This window comes from Serratia sp. EC4, from assembly GCF_059652115.1.
Genome location: NZ_JBNIDE010000001.1, coordinates 1,223,972 through 1,243,052, shown reverse-complemented (window position 1 = coordinate 1,243,052; position 19,081 = coordinate 1,223,972). Strand labels below are relative to the sequence as shown.

Here is a 19,081-nt window from a genome sequence, read left to right as displayed (position 1 = left end):
AACATGCTGGCTAGTCTACGCGTGTCCGGTTTATCATATATAGTGATATCCAGACAAAAATCGGCGTAAACAAGACAAATCACGGGACGAAACCATGCCAGAAATCCGCCATTTCCCCGAGTCGCTGATCCCGGCGCCCAACCCGGTGCAGTTCCGCTGCGAAGAGTTTAACGCGCGCACCGAATTCCAGCCGCACAGCCACACCTGGGGCCAGTTGATGTGGGTCAAGGCCGGGGTGATGGTGCTGCGCATCGGCGGGCAGCGCTTTCTGGCTCCGCCGGAGTTCGTGTTGTGGGCGCCGGCGGGCATCGAACACTCCTGCTACAACCAGCGACTGGCGCAGTGCCGCATGGTGGACATCACGCCGGCGCTGTGCGCCGGTATGCCGGCCGACCCCTGTCTGGTGAGTGTCACGCCCATCTTCCGCGCCATCGCCGAGGATTTCTATGCGCGCAAGCAGTACATTCCGCAGGCGGAGGAGGATTTGCGCCTGTGCCAGGTGCTGATCGATCAACTGCGCCTGTCGCCGCGTCAGCAAACCTATCTGCCGTCGTCGGACGACAAATTTTTGGCGCCGGTGCTGGAAGCGCTGGAGCATTGTCCGGCGGACAACACCTCGCTGGCGACGTGGGCGGCGCGGGTCTACACCACCGAGCGCACGCTGTCGCGCCGCTGCCAGCAGGATCTGGGCATGTCGTTCAGCGAGTGGCGCCAGCGCCTGCGTTTTCTGCATGCCGTGTCGTTGCTCGAGCAGGGCAAAACCGTGCAGGACGTGGCGTTGGACGTCGGCTACAGCTCCGCGTCGGCCTTTATCGTCATGTTCCAGCAGATCGCCGGCACCACCCCTGAACGCTTTCGCCGTGCCTGATTCAGTGGCACACTATTTCGCAGACAAATAGCCGTAAACCGTCGGAGAACGCAGTGAAAATTCTGGTTGATGAAAATATGCCGTACGCGGCCGAGCTGTTCAGCCGCCTGGGCGACGTGCAGGCGGTGCCGGGGCGTCCGATCCCGCGCGAGGCGCTGGCGGATGCCGATGCGCTGATGGTGCGTTCGGTCACCAAGGTCAATGAGGCCTTGTTGGCCGGCAGCCGCATTGGCTTTGTCGGCACCGCCACCGCCGGCACCGATCACGTTGATGACGCCTGGCTGCAACGGCAGGGCATCGGGTTTTCCGCCGCGCCGGGCTGCAACGCCATCGCGGTGGTCGAGTATGTGTTCTCCGCCTTGATGCTGCTGGCCGAACGCGACGGCTTCCAACTGCGGGATAAAACCGTCGGCATCGTCGGCGTGGGCAACGTCGGTTCCCGCCTGGACGCGCGCCTCAAAGCGCTGGGCGTGCGCACGCTGCTGTGCGATCCGCCGCGTGCCGATCGCGGCGACGCCGGGGAGTTTTGGCCGTTGGAGAAGCTGGTGGCCGAGGCCGACGTGCTGACCTTCCATACGCCGCTGAATAAATCCGGCCCATACCATTCGCTGCATCTGGCGGACGCCGAGCTGTTGGCGGCGCTGCCGGACAACCGCATTCTGATCAACGCCTGTCGCGGGCCGGTGGTGGATAACGCCGCCTTGCTGCAGGCGCTGGAAAAGGGCAAAAAGCTGAGCACGGTGCTGGACGTGTGGGAACCGGAGCCGGATCTCGCCTTGCCGCTGCTGGCGCGGGTGGATATCGGCACCGCGCATATCGCCGGATATACGCTGGAAGGCAAGGCGCGCGGCACCACCCAGGTGTTCGAAGCGTTCAGCCGCCATCTGGGGCAGCCGCAGCAGGTGGCGCTGGCCTCGCTGCTGCCGGTGCCGGAGTTCAGCCTGATCCGCCTCAACGGGCCGCTGGATGAAGCGCGGTTAAAACGATTGATGCACTTGGTGTATGATGTGCGCCGCGATGATGCGCCACTGCGCAAAGTCGCCGGGCAACCGGGCGAATTCGATCGCCTGCGCAAGCACTACCAGGAGCGCCGCGAGTGGTCTTCGCTGGCCGTGCAATGCGATGACAGCGCCAGCGCCGAGCTGCTCGGCAAGCTGGGCTTCAGCGTGGCGTAGCGTAAGGTTGTCTTAAGCCAACGCCGCTACAGTGAGCGGTAAAGATTATCGGGCGGTGATTGCACTGCCCGTGTGCTTTTATGAATGAAATACTCTGGAGAAAACCCGATGTCTGACGGCTGGAATATCGCGCTGCTCGGCGCCACTGGCGCGGTAGGTGAAGCGTTGCTGGAATTGTTGCAGGAACGCCAGTTCCCGGTGGGTGAACTCTATCCTCTGGCAAGCGAACGCAGCGCGGGCGCCAATGTGCGCTTCAACGGCAAGTCTCTTCTGGTGCAAAACGCCGAAGAGTTCGACTGGTCGCAGGCGCAGCTGGCCTTCTTCGTCGCCGGCAGCGACGCTTCCGCGCGCTATGCCGAAGAAGCCGGCAACATGGGCTGCCTGGTGATCGACACCAGCGGCCTGTTCGCCATGGAGCCGGATGTGCCGCTGGTGGTGCCGGGCGTGAACCCGCAGGTGCTGGCGGATTACCGTAACCGCAATATCGTGGCGGTGGCCGACAGCATGGTCAGCCAACTGCTGACGGCGATCAAACCGCTGACCGAACAGGCGGGGCTGTCGCGTCTGCACGTCACCACGCTGATGTCGGTATCGTCGCGCGGCAAGGTGGCGGTGGACGACTTGGCCGGCCAGAGCGCGCGCCTGCTGAACGGCATTCCGGCCGAGGAAGGCGTCTTCGGTAAACAGCTGGCGTTCAACCTGCTGCCGCTTGTCGCCGACGAGCAGGGCAGCGTGCGCGAAGAGCGCCTGATCGTCGATCAGGTGCGCAAGGTGCTGCAGGATGAAGGGCTGCCGATTTCGGTGAGCTGCGTTCAGTCGCCGGTGTTTTACGGCCACGCGCAGGTGGTGCACCTGGAAGCGCTGCGCCCGCTGTCCGCCGAAGAGGCGCGCAGCGAGCTCGAAGAGGTCGAAGACATTCAGCTGAGCGAAGAGGACGATTACCCGACCCAGGTCACCGACGCTTCCGGCAGCGATGCGCTCAGCATCGGTTGCCTGCGTAACGATTACGGCATCCCCGAGCTGCTGCAGTTCTGGACGGTAGCGGACAATGTGCGCTTCGGCGGCGCGTTGATGGCTATCGAAACCGCCGAGCGTCTGGTGCAGGAGCAGATGTACTGATGTCTGAGGTGGTCTCGCCCGCTCAGCCGACGCTGAAGGTAGCGCTGGGCATCGAATATGACGGCAGCCGGTACTACGGCTGGCAGCGGCAGCAAGAAGTGGCCAGCGTGCAGGAACGCCTGGAGCAGGCGTTGAGCAAGGTGGCGGATGCGCCGATTACCGTGCTGTGCGCCGGGCGCACCGACGCCGGGGTGCACGCCACCGGGCAGGTGGTGCATTTCGAAACCACTGCGCGCCGCAAGGACGCCGCCTGGACGATGGGGGTGAATACCCATTTGCCGCCGGACATCGCGGTGCGTTGGGTGAGCCCCGTCGCCGACGATTTTCACGCGCGTTTCAGCGCCACCGCGCGCCGCTACCGCTATATCATTTTCAACCATCGCTACCGGCCGGCGGTGCTGCAGCAGGGGGTGACGCATTTTTATCACCCGCTGGACGCCGATCGCATGCACCGGGCGGCGCAGGCGCTGCTGGGCGAGAACGACTTCACGTCGTTCCGCGCGGTGCAATGTCAGTCGCGCACCCCGTGGCGTTGCGTAAAACACGTTAAGGTTACGCGCTACGGCGAATATATTGTGGTAGATATCAAGGCGAATGCCTTTGTGCATCATATGGTTCGCAACATCGTCGGCAGCCTGATGGAGATCGGCTGCGGCAATCAGGGTGAGAACTGGATGGCCGAGTTGCTGGCGCTGAAGGATCGCAATCTGGCGGCGGCGACGGCGCGAGCCGAGGGGCTGTATCTGGTTGCCGTGGATTATCCTGACCACTTTGGTCTACCGCGGCCGCCGATGGGGCCGCTGTTTTTGCCCGACGATTAAACGCCGGCACGCCTGAAAGCGTCGCTCCCTTGTGCTTCTGCCGGGTGATTGAAACGCCCGGCATCAATGAGAGAATTTATGGACATCATCAAGTTTATTATTGATTTTATTCTGCATATTGATGTGCACTTGGCCGAACTGGTCGCACAATACGGCATGTGGGTCTACGCTATTCTGTTCCTGATCCTGTTTTGCGAAACCGGTCTGGTGGTGACGCCGTTCCTGCCGGGGGATTCTTTGCTGTTCGTCGCCGGCGCGCTGGCGGCGTTGCCGACCAACGATCTGAACGTGCACACCATGGTGGCGTTGATGGCCGTGGCGGCGATCATCGGCGATGCGGTGAACTACACTATCGGGCGGTTGTTCGGCGAGAAGCTGTTCAGCAACCCGAATTCGAAAATCTTCCGCCGCAGCTACCTGGACAAGACGCATCAGTTCTATGAGAAGCACGGTGGGAAAACGATTATTCTGGCGCGATTCGTGCCGATCGTGCGTACTTTTGCGCCGTTCGTCGCGGGCATGGGGCATATGTCCTATCGCCACTTCGCCGCCTACAACGTGATTGGCGCACTGGTTTGGGTGCTGCTCTTCACTTATGCTGGCTATCTGTTCGGCGATCTGCCGGTGGTGCAGGAGAACCTGAAGCTGTTGATCGTCGGGATCATCATCGTTTCGATTCTGCCGGGCGTGATTGAAATTTGGCGCCACAAGCGCGCGGCCGCCCGCCAGCAAAAACAGTAAAAACATCGCTTAACCTGTCGGTTCGACCAGTTTTTTGTCCACAGCGTCGGGCCGATATGGTTTAATGAGCGACATTATGGTCTGTTCCTGCGAACAACCCTGAAGCCGATGCCTCAGTCGCCGCGCTTGCCGCGCCGCGAACGGGCATTTTTTCATTGGGGGTGTTTTCGGGGGGATTGTTAAAGCATGAACAGCGGACTGGCGTGTGCCAGGTTCAAACAGAAAGGTCATCGATGAGCTGGATTGAACGAATTCTTAACAAGAGCAATATCACACAAACCCGTAAGGCGAGCATTCCTGAAGGGGTCTGGACTAAATGCGACAGCTGCGGCCAGGTTCTCTACCGCGCCGAGCTGGAGCGGAATCTGGAAGTGTGCCCGAAGTGCGACCACCACATGCGTATGAGCGCGCGCGCGCGTCTGCATACCCTGCTGGACGAAGGCAGCGAAGTGGAGCTGGGCAGCGATCTGGAGCCGAAGGACGTTCTGAAATTCAAGGATTCCAAGCGCTATAAAGATCGTCTGGTCGCCGCACAGAAAGCGACCGGCGAGAAAGACGCGCTGGTGGTGATGAAGGGCACGCTGTACGGCATGCCGATCGTCGCCGCGTCCTTCGAATTCGCCTTCATCGGCGGCTCGATGTCTTCCGTGGTCGGCGCGCGTTTCGTGCGTGCGGTTGAGCAGGCGCTGGAGGACAACTGTCCGCTGGTGTGCTTCTCCGCCAGCGGCGGCGCGCGCATGCAGGAAGCGCTGATGTCACTGATGCAGATGGCGAAAACCAGCGCGGCGTTGGCCAAAATGCAGGAGCGCGGCTTGCCGTATATCTCCGTGCTGACCGACCCGACCATGGGCGGTGTCTCCGCCAGCCTGGCGATGCTGGGCGACATCAATATCGCCGAGCCGAAAGCGCTGATCGGTTTTGCCGGCCCGCGCGTTATCGAGCAAACCGTGCGCGAGAAACTGCCACCAGGCTTCCAGCGCAGCGAGTTCCTGATCGAAAAAGGCGCGATCGACATGATCGTTCGCCGTCCGGAAATGCGCCAAACGTTGGCGAGCATTCTGTCCAAGCTGACCAACCAGCCGCAGCCGCATTTCGATGAGGCCGCGCCGGTCATTGAGCCGGAGCCGCAGGCCGACGCCTGAGGCAAAGACAGATCCCGCCCGGGTTCAGCCGCCACTTTGTGGCTAAGTGACGGCTGATGCCCGCTCCCTGCCGGCCGTAGCCTTTCCGCTGCGGTTTGCAGGCTGGCGGCAGTCACGAAGCGCATCGCCTTTACCGCGGTGAGGGTGGTGCCCTGATGGATTAATGAACCCAAGTTCAGTGATGGGACTCATGCAAAACCACCAAATTCCCCAAGCCACGTCGCCATTGAGCTCGTGGCTTTACTATCTGGAACGTCTGCATAGCCAGGCGATCGAACTCGGCCTTGAGCGCGTACAGCGCGTCGCGGCGCATCTGGATTTACTGACCCCCGCACCCACGGTGTTCACCGTTGCCGGCACCAACGGCAAAGGCACCACCTGTCGCACCCTTGAAGCTATTCTGCTGGCCGCCGGCCTGCGCGTCGGCGTCTACAGTTCACCGCATCTGGTGCGCTATACCGAACGCGTGCGCATTCAGGGCGAAGAGCTGAGCGAAGCGGAGCACAGCCGCTCGTTCGCCGCCATTGAAGCCGGCCGCGGCGAAACGTCGCTGACCTATTTCGAATTCGGCACCCTGTCGGCGCTGCAGCTGTTCAAACAGGCGCGACTCGACGTGGTGATCCTGGAAGTGGGGCTGGGCGGGCGTCTCGACGCCACTAACATCGTCGATCCGAGCGTGGCGGTGATCACCAGCATTGCGCTCGATCACACCGACTGGCTGGGCAACGATCGCGAAAGCATCGGCCGTGAAAAGGCCGGCATTTTCCGCAGCGGCAAACCGGCGGTGGTCGGTGAACCCGATATGCCGGACAGCATTCGTCAGGTTGCCGAAACGCTGGGCGCGCCGCTGTCTCGCCGTGGTGAAGCCTGGCGCTTCAGCGAGCAGGGCGATCGCTGGCAGTGGCAAGGCGGTGACACGCTGCTGACCGATCTGCCGACGCCGAACGTACCGCTGGCCAACGCCGCTACCGCGCTGGCGGCGCTCAACTGCAGCCCGCTGGAAATCGACGAACGCGCGATTTTCACCGGACTGCAGCAGGCGACACTGCCGGGGCGTTTCCAGATCGTGCGGCGGGAGCCGACGCTGATCCTCGATGTGGCGCACAACCCGCATGCCGCCGGCTATCTGGCCGGGCGTCTGGCCAAACTGCCGCGCAACGGCGGCAAGGTGCGCGCGGTGGTGGGCATGCTGTCGGACAAGGATATCGCCGGCACGCTGGCCTGCCTCAGCGAGCAGGTGGATGAATGGTACTGCGCGCCGCTCGACGGGCCGCGCGGCGCCAGCGTCGAACAACTGGCGCAACATCTGACGGAACCGCGCCGCTTTAATGATGTCGAAACTGCCTGGCAGCAGGCTATGCAGGATGCTGATAAACAGGATATTGTGATCGTCTGTGGATCGTTCCACACCGTGGCGCAGGTGATGGCGGCGTTAGACGAGATGCGGGGAGTGTGAGTGGCGAGTAAATTTCAGAACCGACTGGTCGGAACCGTGATTCTGGTGGCGCTGGGGGTGATCATCCTGCCAGGGTTGCTGGACGGCAAAAAGAAGCATTACGAGGATGAATTCGCGGCCATTCCGTTGGTGCCGAAGGCGGGCGACGTCGAAGAGAACGACGTGCTGCCACCGGTGACGCAACCGTTGCCTGCGCAGCCGCCGGAAGGGGCGGGCGCGCTGGTCGAACAGCAGGCGGCCAACGAAGCGGCGGCGCAACAGGCGGTGCGGCAAGGTGCTCAGCAGCCAGCGCAGGTGGCGCCGCCACCGGTCGAGACGCGTCCTCAGCCGGTGCCGCAGCCCAAGCCGAAACCGGTAGAAACCAAACCGGTGGAAGTGAAACCGAAACCGGCTCCGCAACCGAAACCGGTGGAAGTGAAGCCGGTACCGAAGCCGGAGCCGACGCCGAAACCTGAACCGACGCCGCAGCCGAAACCGGCGGAAGAAAAAGCGCCGGCCGGACAAGCCTACGTCGTGCAGCTCGGGGCGTTGAAAAATGCCGCCAAGGCGAACGAGATTGTCGCCTCGCTGCGCCTCTCGGGCTATCGCGCCTTTACCGTGCCGTCAACGCCGGTGCAGGGGCAGATCACCCGCATCTATGTCGGCCCGGACGCTTCCAAGCAGAAGCTGCAGGCGGCGCTGCCGTCGCTGAACTCGATCAGCGGGCTGAGCGGGCAGGTGAAGCCGTACGGCCGTTAAACCCCGCAGGGGCGCAGCACGATGCGCCCCTGAATTAAGGAGTGGTGGAGATAAAGCGAGAAAAACCGCGCCTTTTACAGGCGAAATCACCTATGTAGGCGCGGCGATTGGGAATTTTTTGATCGCCGCTTTTTATTTGTAACGTGGTAGGAAATCCCCTACGCAAACGTTTTCTTTTTCTGTTAGAATTCGCCGCGAATTGGATGCAGGGGCGATTCATCATTGGAATAGTTCATGGTCTGGATTGATTACGTCATTATAGCGGTGATTGGATTTTCGGCTCTGGTGAGCCTGATCCGAGGGTTTGTTCGCGAAGCATTGTCACTTGTGACATGGGGATGTGCGTTTTTTGTTGCCAGCCATTTCTACTCTTACCTTGCGGTCTATTTCACTCGTTTTGAAGATGAACTGGTGCGAAACGGCATCGCGATCGCGATTTTGTTCATCGCGACCTTGATCGTAGGGGCTATTGTTAACTATGTGATTAGCTCACTGGTAGAGAAAACCGGGTTGTCGGGCACCGACCGGGTGTTGGGCATCTGCTTCGGCGCGCTGCGCGGAGTATTGATCGTCGCGGCGATCCTGTTCTTCCTGGATACCTTTACCGGCTTTTCACAGAGTGCCGACTGGAAACAGTCACAGCTCATTCCCCAGTTCAGTTACGTCATCAGGTGGTTCTTTGACTACCTGCAGAGCACGTCGAGTTTCTTGCCGACCCAATTGCCGGGGCGGTAGCGCTGATGAGGAAAAGACAACATGTGCGGTATTGTCGGTATCGCCGGTTTCATGCCGGTAAACCAGTCGATTTATGATGCGCTGACGGTGCTTCAGCACCGTGGCCAGGATGCCGCAGGCATCGTCACCATTGACGCCCACAACGGGTTCCGTTTGCGTAAAGCCAACGGCCTGGTGAAAGATGTGTTTGAGGCGCGCCATATGCAACGCTTGCAGGGCAACATGGGCATTGGCCATGTGCGTTACCCGACGGCCGGCAGCTCGAGCGCCTCTGAGGCCCAGCCTTTCTACGTCAACTCGCCGTTCGGCATTACGCTGGCCCACAACGGCAATCTGACCAACGCCCATGAGCTGCGCCAAAAGCTGTTCGAAAGCGGCCGCCGCCATGTCAACACCACCTCCGACTCGGAAATCCTGCTGAACGTGCTGGCCAGCGAGCTGGATCGCTTCCCGCATTATCCGCTGGAGGCCGACAACATTTTTACCGCGGTCGCCGCCATGCATCAGCAACTGCGCGGCGCTTACGCCTGCGTGGCGATGATCATCGGCCATGGCCTGCTGGCGTTCCGCGATCCGAACGGCATTCGTCCGCTGGTGATCGGCAAGCGCACGCTGGAGGATGGCCGCAGCGAGTACATGGTGGCTTCCGAGAGCGTGGCGCTGGATACCCTGGGCTTTGAGTTCCTGCGCGACGTGGCGCCGGGCGAAGCGGTGTACATCACCACCAAGGGCCAGCTGTTCACCCGCCAGTGCGCAGAGAACCCGAAAACCAACCCGTGCCTGTTCGAATACGTCTATTTCGCGCGCCCGGACTCCTTTATGGACAAGATCTCGGTCTACAGCGCCCGCGTGCGCATGGGCCAGAAGCTGGGTGAGAAGATTGCCCGCGAATGGGAAGATCTGGACATCGACGTGGTGATCCCAATCCCGGAAACCTCCTGCGACATCGCGCTGGAGATCGCGCGCATTCTTGAGAAACCCTACCGCCAGGGCTTTGTGAAGAACCGATACGTCGGCCGCACCTTTATCATGCCGGGCCAGCAGGCGCGTCGTCAGTCGGTGCGCCGCAAGCTGAACGCCAACCGCGCCGAGTTCCGCGACAAGAACGTGCTGCTGGTGGATGACTCCATCGTGCGCGGCACCACGTCGGAACAGATCGTCGAGATGGCGCGCGAAGCGGGCGCCAAGCGTGTGTACCTGGCTTCCGCCGCGCCGGAAGTGCGTTTCCCGAATGTCTACGGCATCGACATGCCGAGCGCCAACGAACTGATCGCCCACGGGCGTGAAGTGGATGAAATCCGCCAGATTATCGGCGCCGACGGGCTGATCTTCCAGGACCTGGACGATCTGATCGAAGCGGTGCGCGAAGAGAACCCGGACATCACCCAGTTCGAATGCTCGGTGTTCAACGGCATCTACGTGACCAAAGACGTCGATCAAAGCTATCTGGAATATCTGGAGTCGCTGCGCAGCGACGACGCCAAGGCGCTGCGAGGGCAAACCGAAGCGGAAAATCTGGAACTGCACAACGAAGGCTAACCGGCCGCGTTGATTACTCGGGGGGCATCGCCGCGTCTGCGGCGGTGCGCCTTGCTCCTGTGAACTTGCTTATCCCTCGCCATTGCGGCAAAGTCTGCCTGATCTTACTTTTTACGGCAGAGGCCATTTTCCATGAAACGACTCATCATCGGCATTTCCGGCGCCAGCGGCGCGATCTACGGCGTGCGCCTGTTACAGGTTTTGCGCGACGTCGCAGAGGTGGAAACCCATCTGGTGATGAGCAACGCTGCACGGCAGACGCTGGCGCTGGAAACGCCGTACAGCCTGCGTGAAGTGCAGGCGTTGGCCGACGTGGTGCACGATGCGCGCGATATCGCCGCCGCCATCTCTTCCGGTTCCTTCAAAACCCTGGGCATGGCGATCCTGCCATGCTCGATCAAAACCCTGTCCGGCATCGTCAACAGCTACAGCGACGGGCTGCTGACCCGCGCCGCCGACGTGGTGCTCAAAGAGCGCCGCCGTTTGGTGCTGTGCGTGCGGGAAACGCCGCTGCATCTGGGACACCTGCGGTTGATGACGCAGGCGGCGGAGATGGGCGCGGCGATCATGCCGCCGGTGCCGGCGTTTTACCACCAGCCGAAAAGCGTGGAAGACATCATCGATCAGACCGTCAATCGGGTGATCGATCAGTTTGATATCGAACTGCCGGCCGATCTGTTCACCCGCTGGCAGGGTGCTGATTAACATTTTCATCCCCAAATTGGCACATTTGTGCAACACCGCACTGAATTAGGGCGGCGCATGCACCATAATGATCCCACTTCATCACGTTCACTGTTTCATGGCGCCGCCTTATCGCGGCTGCCAGTGGCGCGGCCCCGAGCGGCCGATTTAATTTTGCGGTTATCGTCCCAGGAAACAGTATTGTGAAGGCCGGAGCCGTTCCCTCCGCCCGTAGCACCTAATGTGGCACGATTACTGCAAATTGATTTGGTGGGGAAAAGTAATGCCCGTAGTGGCATCAAAAAATCAATTTGAGGGTAATTTATGAAAAAGCGGGTTTTGATTTTGCCGTTAGTTCTGGCTTTGAGCGCCGCCAGCAGCGCCTTTGCCGCCATTCCTTCCACGCTGAAGATTGGCACCGATCCGACTTACGCACCGTTTGAATCCAAAAACGCCAAAGGCGAATTGGTTGGCTTTGACATCGATTTGGCCAAAGAGCTGTGCAAACGCATCAATACCCAATGCACCTTCGTGGAGAGCGACTTCGACGCGCTGATCCCATCCCTCAAGGCGAAGAAAATCGACGCCATCATCTCTTCGCTGTCCATCACCGAAAAACGCCAGCAGGAAATCGCCTTTACCGACAAGCTGTATGCCGCCAACGCGCGTCTGATCGCGCCGAAAGGGTCCAAGCTGTTGCCTACCGTGGACGCCCTGAAAGGCAAGAGTGTGGGCGTGTTGCAGGGCACCACCCAGGAAGCCTACGCCAACGCCATGTGGCAGCCGAAGGGCATCACCGTCGTGCCTTACCAGAACCAGGATCTGGTTTACGCCGATTTGGCTTCCGGCCGTATCGACGCCGCCTTCCAGGATGAAGTGGCGGGCAGCGACGGCTTCCTGAAACAGCCGCCGGGCAAAGACTATGCGTTCGCCGGCGAATCGGTGAAGGATGACAAGTTCTTCGGCGTCGGCACCGGCATGGGGCTGCGCAAGACCGATACCGAGCTGAAAGCGGCGCTGGACAAAGCCTTCGCCGAGATGCGCAAAGACGGCACCTACGACAAATACGCGAAAAAGTACTTCGACTTTGACGTCTACGGCGGGTAATCCGCTTACCGTTCCATGCTGTGACTGCGGGGCCGGCGTGCCGGCCCCGATGGTTCGGATCCTAGACCACAGGGTGAAGTAGATGCTGCAAGGCTATTCCCAACTGATTTTCGAGGGGGCTCTGGTGACGCTGGAGCTGGCCCTCAGTTCCGTGTTGCTGGCGGTGGTGATCGGCCTGATCGGCGCCGGTGGCAAACTGTCTCATAACCCCTTTATCTCCGGCCTGTTCGGCGCCTATACCACGCTGATCCGCGGCGTGCCCGATCTGGTGCTGATGCTGCTGATTTTTTACGGTCTGCAAATCGCGCTGAACAATATCACTACGCTGCTGGGCTTCGCGCAGATCGATATCGATCCGCTCGGCGCCGGCATCATTACCCTCGGCTTTATCTACGGCGCTTATTTTACCGAGACCTTCCGCGGCGCTTATCTGGCGGTGCCGAAAGGGCAGATCGAAGCGGCGACGGCCTATGGCTTCAGCGGCGCGCAGATCTTCCGGCGCATTCTGTTCCCGGCGATGATGCGTTTCGCCCTGCCGGGCATCGGCAACAACTGGCAGGTGATCCTGAAGGCGACGGCGCTGGTGTCGATTCTCGGCCTGAACGATGTGGTCAAAGCCACGCAGCTGGCGGGAAAAGGCACCTATCAGCCGTTCTTCTTCGCCATCGTGGCCGGCGTGGTGTATCTGATCTTCACTACCGTTTCCAACGGCGTGCTGCTGTGGCTTGAACGGCGTTACTCACTGGGCGTCAAGAGGGCCGAACTATGATCGAGATCCTGCAACAGTATTGGCAGTCGCTGCTGTGGAGTGACGGCTACCGCTTCACCGGCGTGGCGATCACGCTGTGGCTGCTGATTGCCTCGGTGGTGATGGGCGGGCTGCTGGCGATCCCGATGGCGGTGGCGCGCGTTTCTTCCCTTCGCTGGGTGCGTTTCCCGGTGTGGCTCTACACCTATGTGTTTCGCGGTACGCCGCTGTACGTGCAACTGCTGGTGTTCTACTCCGGCATGTATAGCCTCGAGATCGTGCGCGGCAGCGAGTTTCTCAATGCGTTTTTCCGCAGCGGGCTCAACTGCACCATCCTGGCGCTGACGCTCAACACCTGCGCTTATACCACCGAGATCTTCGCCGGGGCGATCCGCTCGGTGCCGCACGGTGAAATCGAGGCCGCCAACGCCTACGGTTTCTCGCGTTTCAAGATGTATCGCTGCATCATTTTGCCTTCGGCGCTGCGCACCGCGCTGCCGGCTTACAGCAACGAAGTGATCCTGATGCTGCACTCCACCGCGCTGGCGTTTACCGCCACCGTGCCGGACCTGTTGAAGATCGCGCGCGACATCAACGCCGCGACCTATCAGCCGTTTTACGCCTTCGGCATCGCGGCGGTGCTGTATCTGATCATCTCCTACGTGTTAATCAGCCTGTTCCGCAAAGCTGAGAAACGCTGGATGGCACACGTTAGTCACTGATAAATGACGGGAAGAAAACCATGTCTGAGAATAAATTAGCCGTCACGGAACTGCACAAACGCTATGGCGACCACGAAGTGCTGAAGGGCGTCTCGCTGGCGGCCAACGCCGGGGATGTGATCAGCATCATCGGCTCCTCCGGCTCCGGCAAAAGCACCTTTCTGCGCTGCATCAACTTCCTTGAGAAGCCGAGCGAAGGTTCGATCAGTCTGAACAACGAAGATATTCGCATGGTACGCGACAAGGACGGCCAACTGAAGGTATTCGACAAGAAGCAGCTGCAGCTGTTGCGTACCCGCCTGACCATGGTATTTCAGCACTTTAACCTGTGGAGCCACATGACGGTGCTGGAGAACGTGATGGAAGCGCCGGTGCAGGTGCTGGGGCTGAGCAAGGCCGACGCGCACGAGCGCGCGGTGCGCTACCTGGACAAAGTGGGCATCGACGAGCGGGCGCGCGGCAAATACCCGGTGCACCTGTCGGGCGGCCAGCAGCAGCGCGTCTCTATCGCCCGCGCATTGGCGATGGAGCCGGAGGTGCTGCTGTTTGACGAACCGACGTCGGCACTGGATCCCGAACTGGTGGGCGAGGTGCTGCGCATCATGCAGAAGCTGGCGGAGGAGGGGAAGACCATGGTGGTGGTGACGCACGAAATGGAGTTTGCGCGCCACGTTTCCAACCACGTGATCTTCCTGCACAAAGGGTTGATTGAAGAACAGGGGCCGCCGGCCGAGTTGTTCGGCAACCCCAAAAGCCCGCGCCTGCAGCAGTTCCTGTCCGGTGCGTTGAAGTAACGTCAGATCAGCGGGCTTCGGCCCGCTGATTGATCACGTCATCCAACGCCTGTTCCAACTCCAGATAGCGGAAGTGGAAGCCGGCTTCTTCCAGCCGTTTCGGCACCGCCCGCTGGCCGCCGAGCACCAGCACCGCCGCTTCCCCCATCAACAAGCGCATGACGAACGCCGGCACCCGCAGAAACGCCGGGCGATCGAGCACGTTGGCCAGTTGGGCGGCGAACTGTTCGTTATGCACCGGGTAGGGGGCGACCATGTTGAACGGGCCAGTCAGCGTGGCGTGATCCAGCAGATAAATAATGCCGTTGACCATGTCGTCGAGATGGATCCACGGCAGATATTGGCGGCCGTCGCCGATCGGGCCGCCCAGCCCGAAGCGGAACGGCGGCAGCATTTTGGCCAGCGCGCCGCCTTGTGGCGCCAGCACCACGCCGGTGCGCAGCAGGCAGACGCGGGTGGCGTCGCTCTGCGCCTGCAGCGCCAGCGTTTCCCAGCGTTGGCACAGCTGGTGGGTGAATTCGTCGTGCGGCGGCTCCTCTTCGGTGACCACCGCCTGCCCCTGATCGCCGTAGTAGCCGACGGCGGAACCGGAAATCAGCACGCCGGGCGGCGTGCTGCCGGCCTTGATCAGCTGCGCCAACCGTTCGGTCAGATCCCAGCGGCTGCGGCACAGGCGCTCTTTCTGCTGCGCGCTCCAGCGCTTGTCGGCGATAGGTTCGCCGGCGAGGTTGATCACTGCGTCGAAGTCATCCAGCGACTGCCGGTCGTCCAGCGTTTGCCAATAGCTCGGCCGATCGCCCAGCCTGGCTCGGGCGCGCCGCTCGTCGCGAGTCAGTACCGTAATGTGGTGAGAAAGCGCCAGCAGTCTTGCGGTCAGGCTGCTGCCTATCAATCCCGTTGCGCCGGTGATCAGGATCCGCATGGTCGACCTCCCTGAGTTAGCCCCGGCGGTAGCTCATGGTCATGGAGACCGAATCGGCGTAGCGCAGAGCCAGAAGTTTATCTATCTCCACTTCAGCATAGGTTACCCAGGCGTGTTCTTTTACGATGTCGAGCACATCCTGCGTTAATTTTTCCAGCAACGCGAAACGGTTATCTTCCACATGGCGGATGATCGCTTTGGTGATGGTGCGGTAGTTGAGCGCGTCGGCGATGTCTTCGCTGTTGCGCGCCTTATCCGCCGGGTAGTGGATCACCACGTTGATCAGAACGTCCTGTCGGTTGTTGATTTCCTCTTCCTTGATACCGATGAACGTGCGCAGCCGCAGATTTTTAATGCGAATAACGGCGTCGGGTTGACTGAAAGACATCAGAGATTCTCCATAGGTCTGATTATTAGCGTTCAGAATACACGGAAAGTAAGGAAATGATAACGTGAGGACGATGTGACTCCCCGGCCGACGGGGAGTCGGGGGAGGCGCTTAGGCTTGTTCGGCCAGTTTGTAGGCGCGCTCGGTCGCCGGGCGGTTGCTGATGCGCTCGAACCAGTTGCGCACCGCCGGGTAATCTGCCAGATCGATGCGCTGGCGCGGATGCGACACCACCCACGGGTAGGTGGCGATATCGGCGATGCTGTAGTTGTCGCCGCCCAGGTACGGGTGTTTTTGCAGTTCAGCGTCCAGCACGCCGTACAGCCGCTTGGTCTCCAGATGGTAACGCTCGATGGCGTAAGGCACCGGCTGCGGCGCGTAGTGATTAAAGTGATGATTCTGCCCGAGCATCGGCCCGAACCCGGCCACCTGCCAGAACAGCCACTGCAGGGTGGCGGCGCGTTCGCGCAGGCCCTTGCTCAGCAGCTTGCCGGTCTTCTCCGCCAGATACAGCAGGATTTCCCCGGACTCGAACAGGCTGATTGGCGCGCCGCCGTCCACCGGTTGCTGATCGACGATCGCCGGGATTTTGTTGTTGGGAGAAATGCTCAGAAAGTCCGGTTTGAACTGCTCGCCGGCGCTGATGTTTACGCGATGGATACGGTAGGGCAAGCCGACCTCTTCCAGAAACAAGGTGATCTTGTGACCATTGGGAGTAGGCGCGTAATACAGGTCAATCATGTTGCCTCCTGCGGTAAGGTGATCTGTAATTCATTACACGTTGCTGCGGTCTTCGCCGCGCACAAAGGTATATCAGAGATCCAACAATAGCAGCTAAGGATAGCAGGCTATGTGGGATTCGTCCGATGCTATCTGCGCAGTTGGATCACAATTCTCCACCGGGGCGGGCGGCGGTTTGCCGCACTGCGCCGGCGCGGTAAAATGGCGCTTATTTCCCTCTATAGGACAAGGTTATGAAGCTGATGTTCGCCTCGGATATCCACGGATCGCTGCCGGCTACCGAACGCGTGCTGGAATTGTTCGCACAACACGGCGCCGACTGGCTGATTCTTCTGGGTGATTTGCTGAATCACGGCCCGCGCAACGCGCTGCCCGCCGGGTATCAGCCCGCTCAGGTTGCCGAACGATTGAATCGCTATAGCGACAAGATCATCGCCGTTCGCGGCAATTGCGACAGCGAGGTCGATCAGATGCTGCTGACGTTTCCCATCGAGGCGCCCTGGCAACAGGTTTTACTGCAAAAAAGACGATTGTTTTTGACCCACGGTCACCTTTATCATCCCTCGGCACTGCCGCCGTTATCCCGCGGTGACGTCCTGGCCTACGGCCATACGCATCTGCCGCAGGCGGAGCGGCAGGGTGAGATCTATTGCTTCAATCCAGGCTCGGTCAGCATCCCGAAAGGGGGCTTTCCGGCCAGCTACGGCATGTTGGATCGGGGCACTTTGCGCGTGCTGGCGCTCGACGACGGCAAGGTCGTCGCGGAGGTGGCGTTAACACGCTAAACGCACTAATTTATACACACACAATAAAAATCTTTGAAAAACACTCATTGATTAACCAGCGCGCGGGATGCATCGCGCCAAAATAGAAGGTTTTAGAGGATGGCGGAACAGGGTCAGGCTGCAGATACCGAATGGGTTGATATCGTCGACGAGCAAAACGAGGTGATTGCGCAATCCAGTCGTCAACAGATGCGGGCGGAGCGGCTGCGTCATCGTGCTACCTATATTGTGGTGCATGATGGGATGGGAAAAATTCTGGTGCAGCGTCGCACCGAGATCAAGGACTTCTACCCGGGCTGGCTGGACGCGACGGCGGGTGGCGTAGTGCAAAGCGGTGAAAACGTACTGGATTCGGCGCGCCGCGAGGCGGAAGAAGAGCTGGGCATCGCCGGCGTGCCTTTCGCCGAACACGGTCTGTTCTACTTCGAAGAAGAGCAGTGCCGGGTGTGGGGGGCGCTGTTCAGCTGCGTATCGCACGGCCCGTTCGCGCTGCAGGAAGAAGAAGTGGCTGAAGTGTGCTGGCTGACGCCGGAAGAGATCACCGCGCGCTGCGACGAGTTTACCCCGGATTCGCTGAAGGCGCTGTCGCTGTGGCTGACGCGCAACAACGAACAGGATTACGGTAAGCCGCTCGACAACCACTGAGACGCCAACGCGTGAGAAAGCCGGTCATCGACCGGCTTTTTTTATGCTGTGGATTCAGCAGCTGTCGCGGCGGCACAGCGTGGCGGGCAGGGAGCCCGCCGGTTGCCAGGGTTGCTCGTTCAGCCGCGCCAGCAGCGCCTGGCCGGCCTGAATGCCGATGTCGCGATGCGGAATGGTCATGGTGGTCAGCGGCGGCTGGCACACCCGGCTGAACTCGCTGTTGCCGAACCCCACCACCGCCAGATTGTCCGGCACCTTGATGCGCCGCCGCTGGCATTCATACAGCGCGCCGCCGGCCAGTTCGTCCGAGGCGCACACCAGCGCGTCCAGCTCCGGCCAGGCCAGCAAAAATTCCGGCAGCTGCTGCGCGCCGGTGCTGAAGCTGGCGGGCTGCGCGGCGTTGATCACCCGATGCGGCGACATATGGTTGCGCAGAAGCGCCTTGTGCCAACCCTGCAGGTGTTGCTGGAAAATCCACTGTTCCTGATTGGCGCACAGCAGCCCGATATTCTGATAGCCGCCGGCGATCACCGTTTGCGTCAGCTGATACATGGCCGCCACGTAATCGATGCCGATGCTCATGTCGATCGGATCGGCGCGCACGGCGCCGATCTCCACCACCGGAATGTTGGCGGCGATCAACGCGTTGCGGGCATTTTGCGAATGCTCGACGCTGAGCAGCACCGCCGCCGCCAGGTTGTAAGAGAGCAGGGTCTCCAGCAGTCTCTCCTCGCGTTCCAGGTGGTGCTGCGACTCCGCCAGCATGATGTGATAGCCGGCGGGCTGCAGCACTTTCTGCAGACCGGCGAACATCTCGGCGCAGCCGGATTCGGACAGGCTGGGCACCACCATGGCGATGGTGTAGGAGGAGGCCGACGCCAGCGAACTGGCGGCCAGGTTGGGCAGATACCCCAACTCGCTCACCGCGGCTTCAATCTTCTCGCGCAGTTTGTCTGAAACCTGCTCCGGCGTGCGCAGCGCGCGCGACACCGTCATGGTGCCGACGCCCGCCAGCTGCGCTACGTCAGCCAACGTCACCCTGCCCGTGCTGCGTCGTTTTTTACCGATCGACATGCCAAATCCCGACTGAAATGCGCGCGCGGCGCATAAAAATGGTGAGGGTGGGAAGCCGACGGCGCGGCTTCGACGATCCCCGTATGTGGCACATTCTACCCCGTTACCCGAAAGAGCGAGAAAAAATTGTGGTTAAC

Annotated in this window: 21 protein-coding genes; 17 read left to right on the top strand and 4 right to left on the bottom strand. The window is 60.8% G+C overall.

Features of this window, described 5'->3' with window-relative positions:
* Positions 1-94 precede the first annotated feature (94 nt).
* The 15 genes from ACP39K_RS05815 to hisP all read left to right on the top strand — a co-directional run bounded on the left by ACP39K_RS05815 (position 95) and on the right by hisP (position 14,389).
* Positions 95-868: an AraC family transcriptional regulator gene (locus ACP39K_RS05815; protein ID WP_015378596.1), complete on the top strand. Its 774-nt coding sequence runs from the start codon at positions 95-97 to the stop codon at positions 866-868.
* A gap of 53 nt (positions 869-921) precedes the next feature.
* Positions 922-2,043, top strand: a complete 1,122-nt coding sequence (gene pdxB, locus ACP39K_RS05810; RefSeq protein WP_060444492.1) for a 4-phosphoerythronate dehydrogenase PdxB — start codon at positions 922-924, stop codon at positions 2,041-2,043.
* Positions 2,044-2,151: 108 nt separating this feature from the next.
* On the top strand, positions 2,152-3,162 hold the full coding sequence (locus tag ACP39K_RS05805) for an aspartate-semialdehyde dehydrogenase (RefSeq protein WP_004936134.1): 1,011 nt from the start codon (positions 2,152-2,154) through the stop codon (positions 3,160-3,162).
* Positions 3,162-3,983: a tRNA pseudouridine(38-40) synthase TruA gene (truA, locus tag ACP39K_RS05800; protein WP_004936132.1), complete on the top strand. Its 822-nt coding sequence runs from the start codon at positions 3,162-3,164 to the stop codon at positions 3,981-3,983. The genes ACP39K_RS05805 and truA overlap by 1 nt, the downstream gene beginning before the upstream one ends.
* Before the next feature lie 78 nt (positions 3,984-4,061).
* The gene (locus tag ACP39K_RS05795) at positions 4,062-4,724 is read left to right on the top strand and encodes a DedA family protein (protein WP_004936130.1); all 663 of its coding nucleotides are present in this window, start codon (positions 4,062-4,064) and stop codon (positions 4,722-4,724) included.
* Between the two features lie 233 nt (positions 4,725-4,957).
* On the top strand, positions 4,958-5,866 hold the full coding sequence (gene accD / locus ACP39K_RS05790) for an acetyl-CoA carboxylase, carboxyltransferase subunit beta (RefSeq protein ID WP_028127750.1): 909 nt from the start codon (positions 4,958-4,960) through the stop codon (positions 5,864-5,866).
* Between the two features lie 190 nt (positions 5,867-6,056).
* Entirely contained in the window at positions 6,057-7,322 is a 1,266-nt protein-coding gene (gene folC, locus ACP39K_RS05785; RefSeq protein ID WP_497008356.1) for a bifunctional tetrahydrofolate synthase/dihydrofolate synthase, read from the top strand.
* Positions 7,323-8,060, top strand: a complete 738-nt coding sequence (dedD, locus tag ACP39K_RS05780) for a cell division protein DedD (protein ID WP_015378591.1) — start codon at positions 7,323-7,325, stop codon at positions 8,058-8,060. It abuts the gene before it with no gap.
* Positions 8,061-8,294: 234 nt separating this feature from the next.
* A complete protein-coding gene (gene cvpA / locus ACP39K_RS05775; RefSeq protein ID WP_004936119.1) occupies positions 8,295-8,795 on the top strand; it encodes a colicin V production protein in 501 nt (166 codons plus the stop codon).
* Positions 8,796-8,816: 21 nt separating this feature from the next.
* Positions 8,817-10,334, top strand: a complete 1,518-nt coding sequence (gene purF / locus ACP39K_RS05770) for an amidophosphoribosyltransferase (protein ID WP_004936117.1) — start codon at positions 8,817-8,819, stop codon at positions 10,332-10,334.
* Positions 10,335-10,466: 132 nt separating this feature from the next.
* On the top strand, positions 10,467-11,039 hold the full coding sequence (locus ACP39K_RS05765) for a UbiX family flavin prenyltransferase (RefSeq protein WP_016926883.1): 573 nt from the start codon (positions 10,467-10,469) through the stop codon (positions 11,037-11,039).
* A 303-nt stretch (positions 11,040-11,342) separates the two neighbouring features.
* The gene (gene hisJ / locus ACP39K_RS05760) at positions 11,343-12,125 is read left to right on the top strand and encodes a histidine ABC transporter substrate-binding protein HisJ (protein WP_004936109.1); all 783 of its coding nucleotides are present in this window, start codon (positions 11,343-11,345) and stop codon (positions 12,123-12,125) included.
* 82 nt (positions 12,126-12,207) lie between these two features.
* Entirely contained in the window at positions 12,208-12,894 is a 687-nt protein-coding gene (locus tag ACP39K_RS05755; RefSeq protein ID WP_016926884.1) for a histidine ABC transporter permease HisQ, read from the top strand.
* Positions 12,891-13,595, top strand: coding sequence for an ABC transporter permease (locus tag ACP39K_RS05750; protein ID WP_004936100.1), 705 nt, complete (start codon positions 12,891-12,893; stop codon positions 13,593-13,595). The genes ACP39K_RS05755 and ACP39K_RS05750 overlap by 4 nt, the downstream gene beginning before the upstream one ends.
* A 20-nt stretch (positions 13,596-13,615) precedes the next feature.
* Positions 13,616-14,389, top strand: a complete 774-nt coding sequence (gene hisP, locus ACP39K_RS05745; RefSeq protein WP_004936098.1) for a histidine ABC transporter ATP-binding protein HisP — start codon at positions 13,616-13,618, stop codon at positions 14,387-14,389.
* A gap of 7 nt (positions 14,390-14,396) precedes the next feature.
* Here the strand turns inward: hisP and ACP39K_RS05740 are convergent, their stop codons facing one another.
* The 3 genes from ACP39K_RS05740 to yfcG form a co-directional block, all read right to left on the bottom strand.
* A complete protein-coding gene (locus ACP39K_RS05740) occupies positions 14,397-15,311 on the bottom strand; it encodes a TIGR01777 family oxidoreductase (RefSeq protein WP_016926885.1) in 915 nt (304 codons plus the stop codon).
* Positions 15,312-15,327: 16 nt separating this feature from the next.
* Positions 15,328-15,699 carry a dihydroneopterin triphosphate 2'-epimerase gene (gene folX / locus ACP39K_RS05735; RefSeq protein ID WP_004936094.1) on the bottom strand — a complete coding sequence of 124 codons (372 nt, stop codon included), beginning with the start codon at positions 15,697-15,699 and terminating at the stop codon, positions 15,328-15,330.
* 111 nt (positions 15,700-15,810) lie between these two features.
* Positions 15,811-16,440, bottom strand: a complete 630-nt coding sequence (yfcG, locus tag ACP39K_RS05730; protein WP_004936091.1) for a GSH-dependent disulfide bond oxidoreductase — start codon at positions 16,438-16,440, stop codon at positions 15,811-15,813.
* 233 nt (positions 16,441-16,673) lie between these two features.
* On the opposite strand from yfcG, the gene yfcE reads away from it, so the two are divergent.
* Positions 16,674-17,225 (top strand): phosphodiesterase, encoded by a 552-nt coding sequence (gene yfcE, locus ACP39K_RS05725; protein ID WP_016926887.1) that lies wholly within the window; start codon positions 16,674-16,676, stop codon positions 17,223-17,225.
* A 99-nt stretch (positions 17,226-17,324) separates the two neighbouring features.
* Entirely contained in the window at positions 17,325-17,870 is a 546-nt protein-coding gene (gene yfcD / locus ACP39K_RS05720; RefSeq protein ID WP_004936086.1) for an NUDIX hydrolase YfcD, read from the top strand.
* 54 nt (positions 17,871-17,924) lie between these two features.
* Here yfcD and ACP39K_RS05715 read toward each other — a convergent pair whose 3' ends face one another.
* Positions 17,925-18,944, bottom strand: a complete 1,020-nt coding sequence (locus ACP39K_RS05715; protein ID WP_016926888.1) for a LacI family DNA-binding transcriptional regulator — start codon at positions 18,942-18,944, stop codon at positions 17,925-17,927.
* Positions 18,945-19,081: the final 137 nt, after the last annotated feature.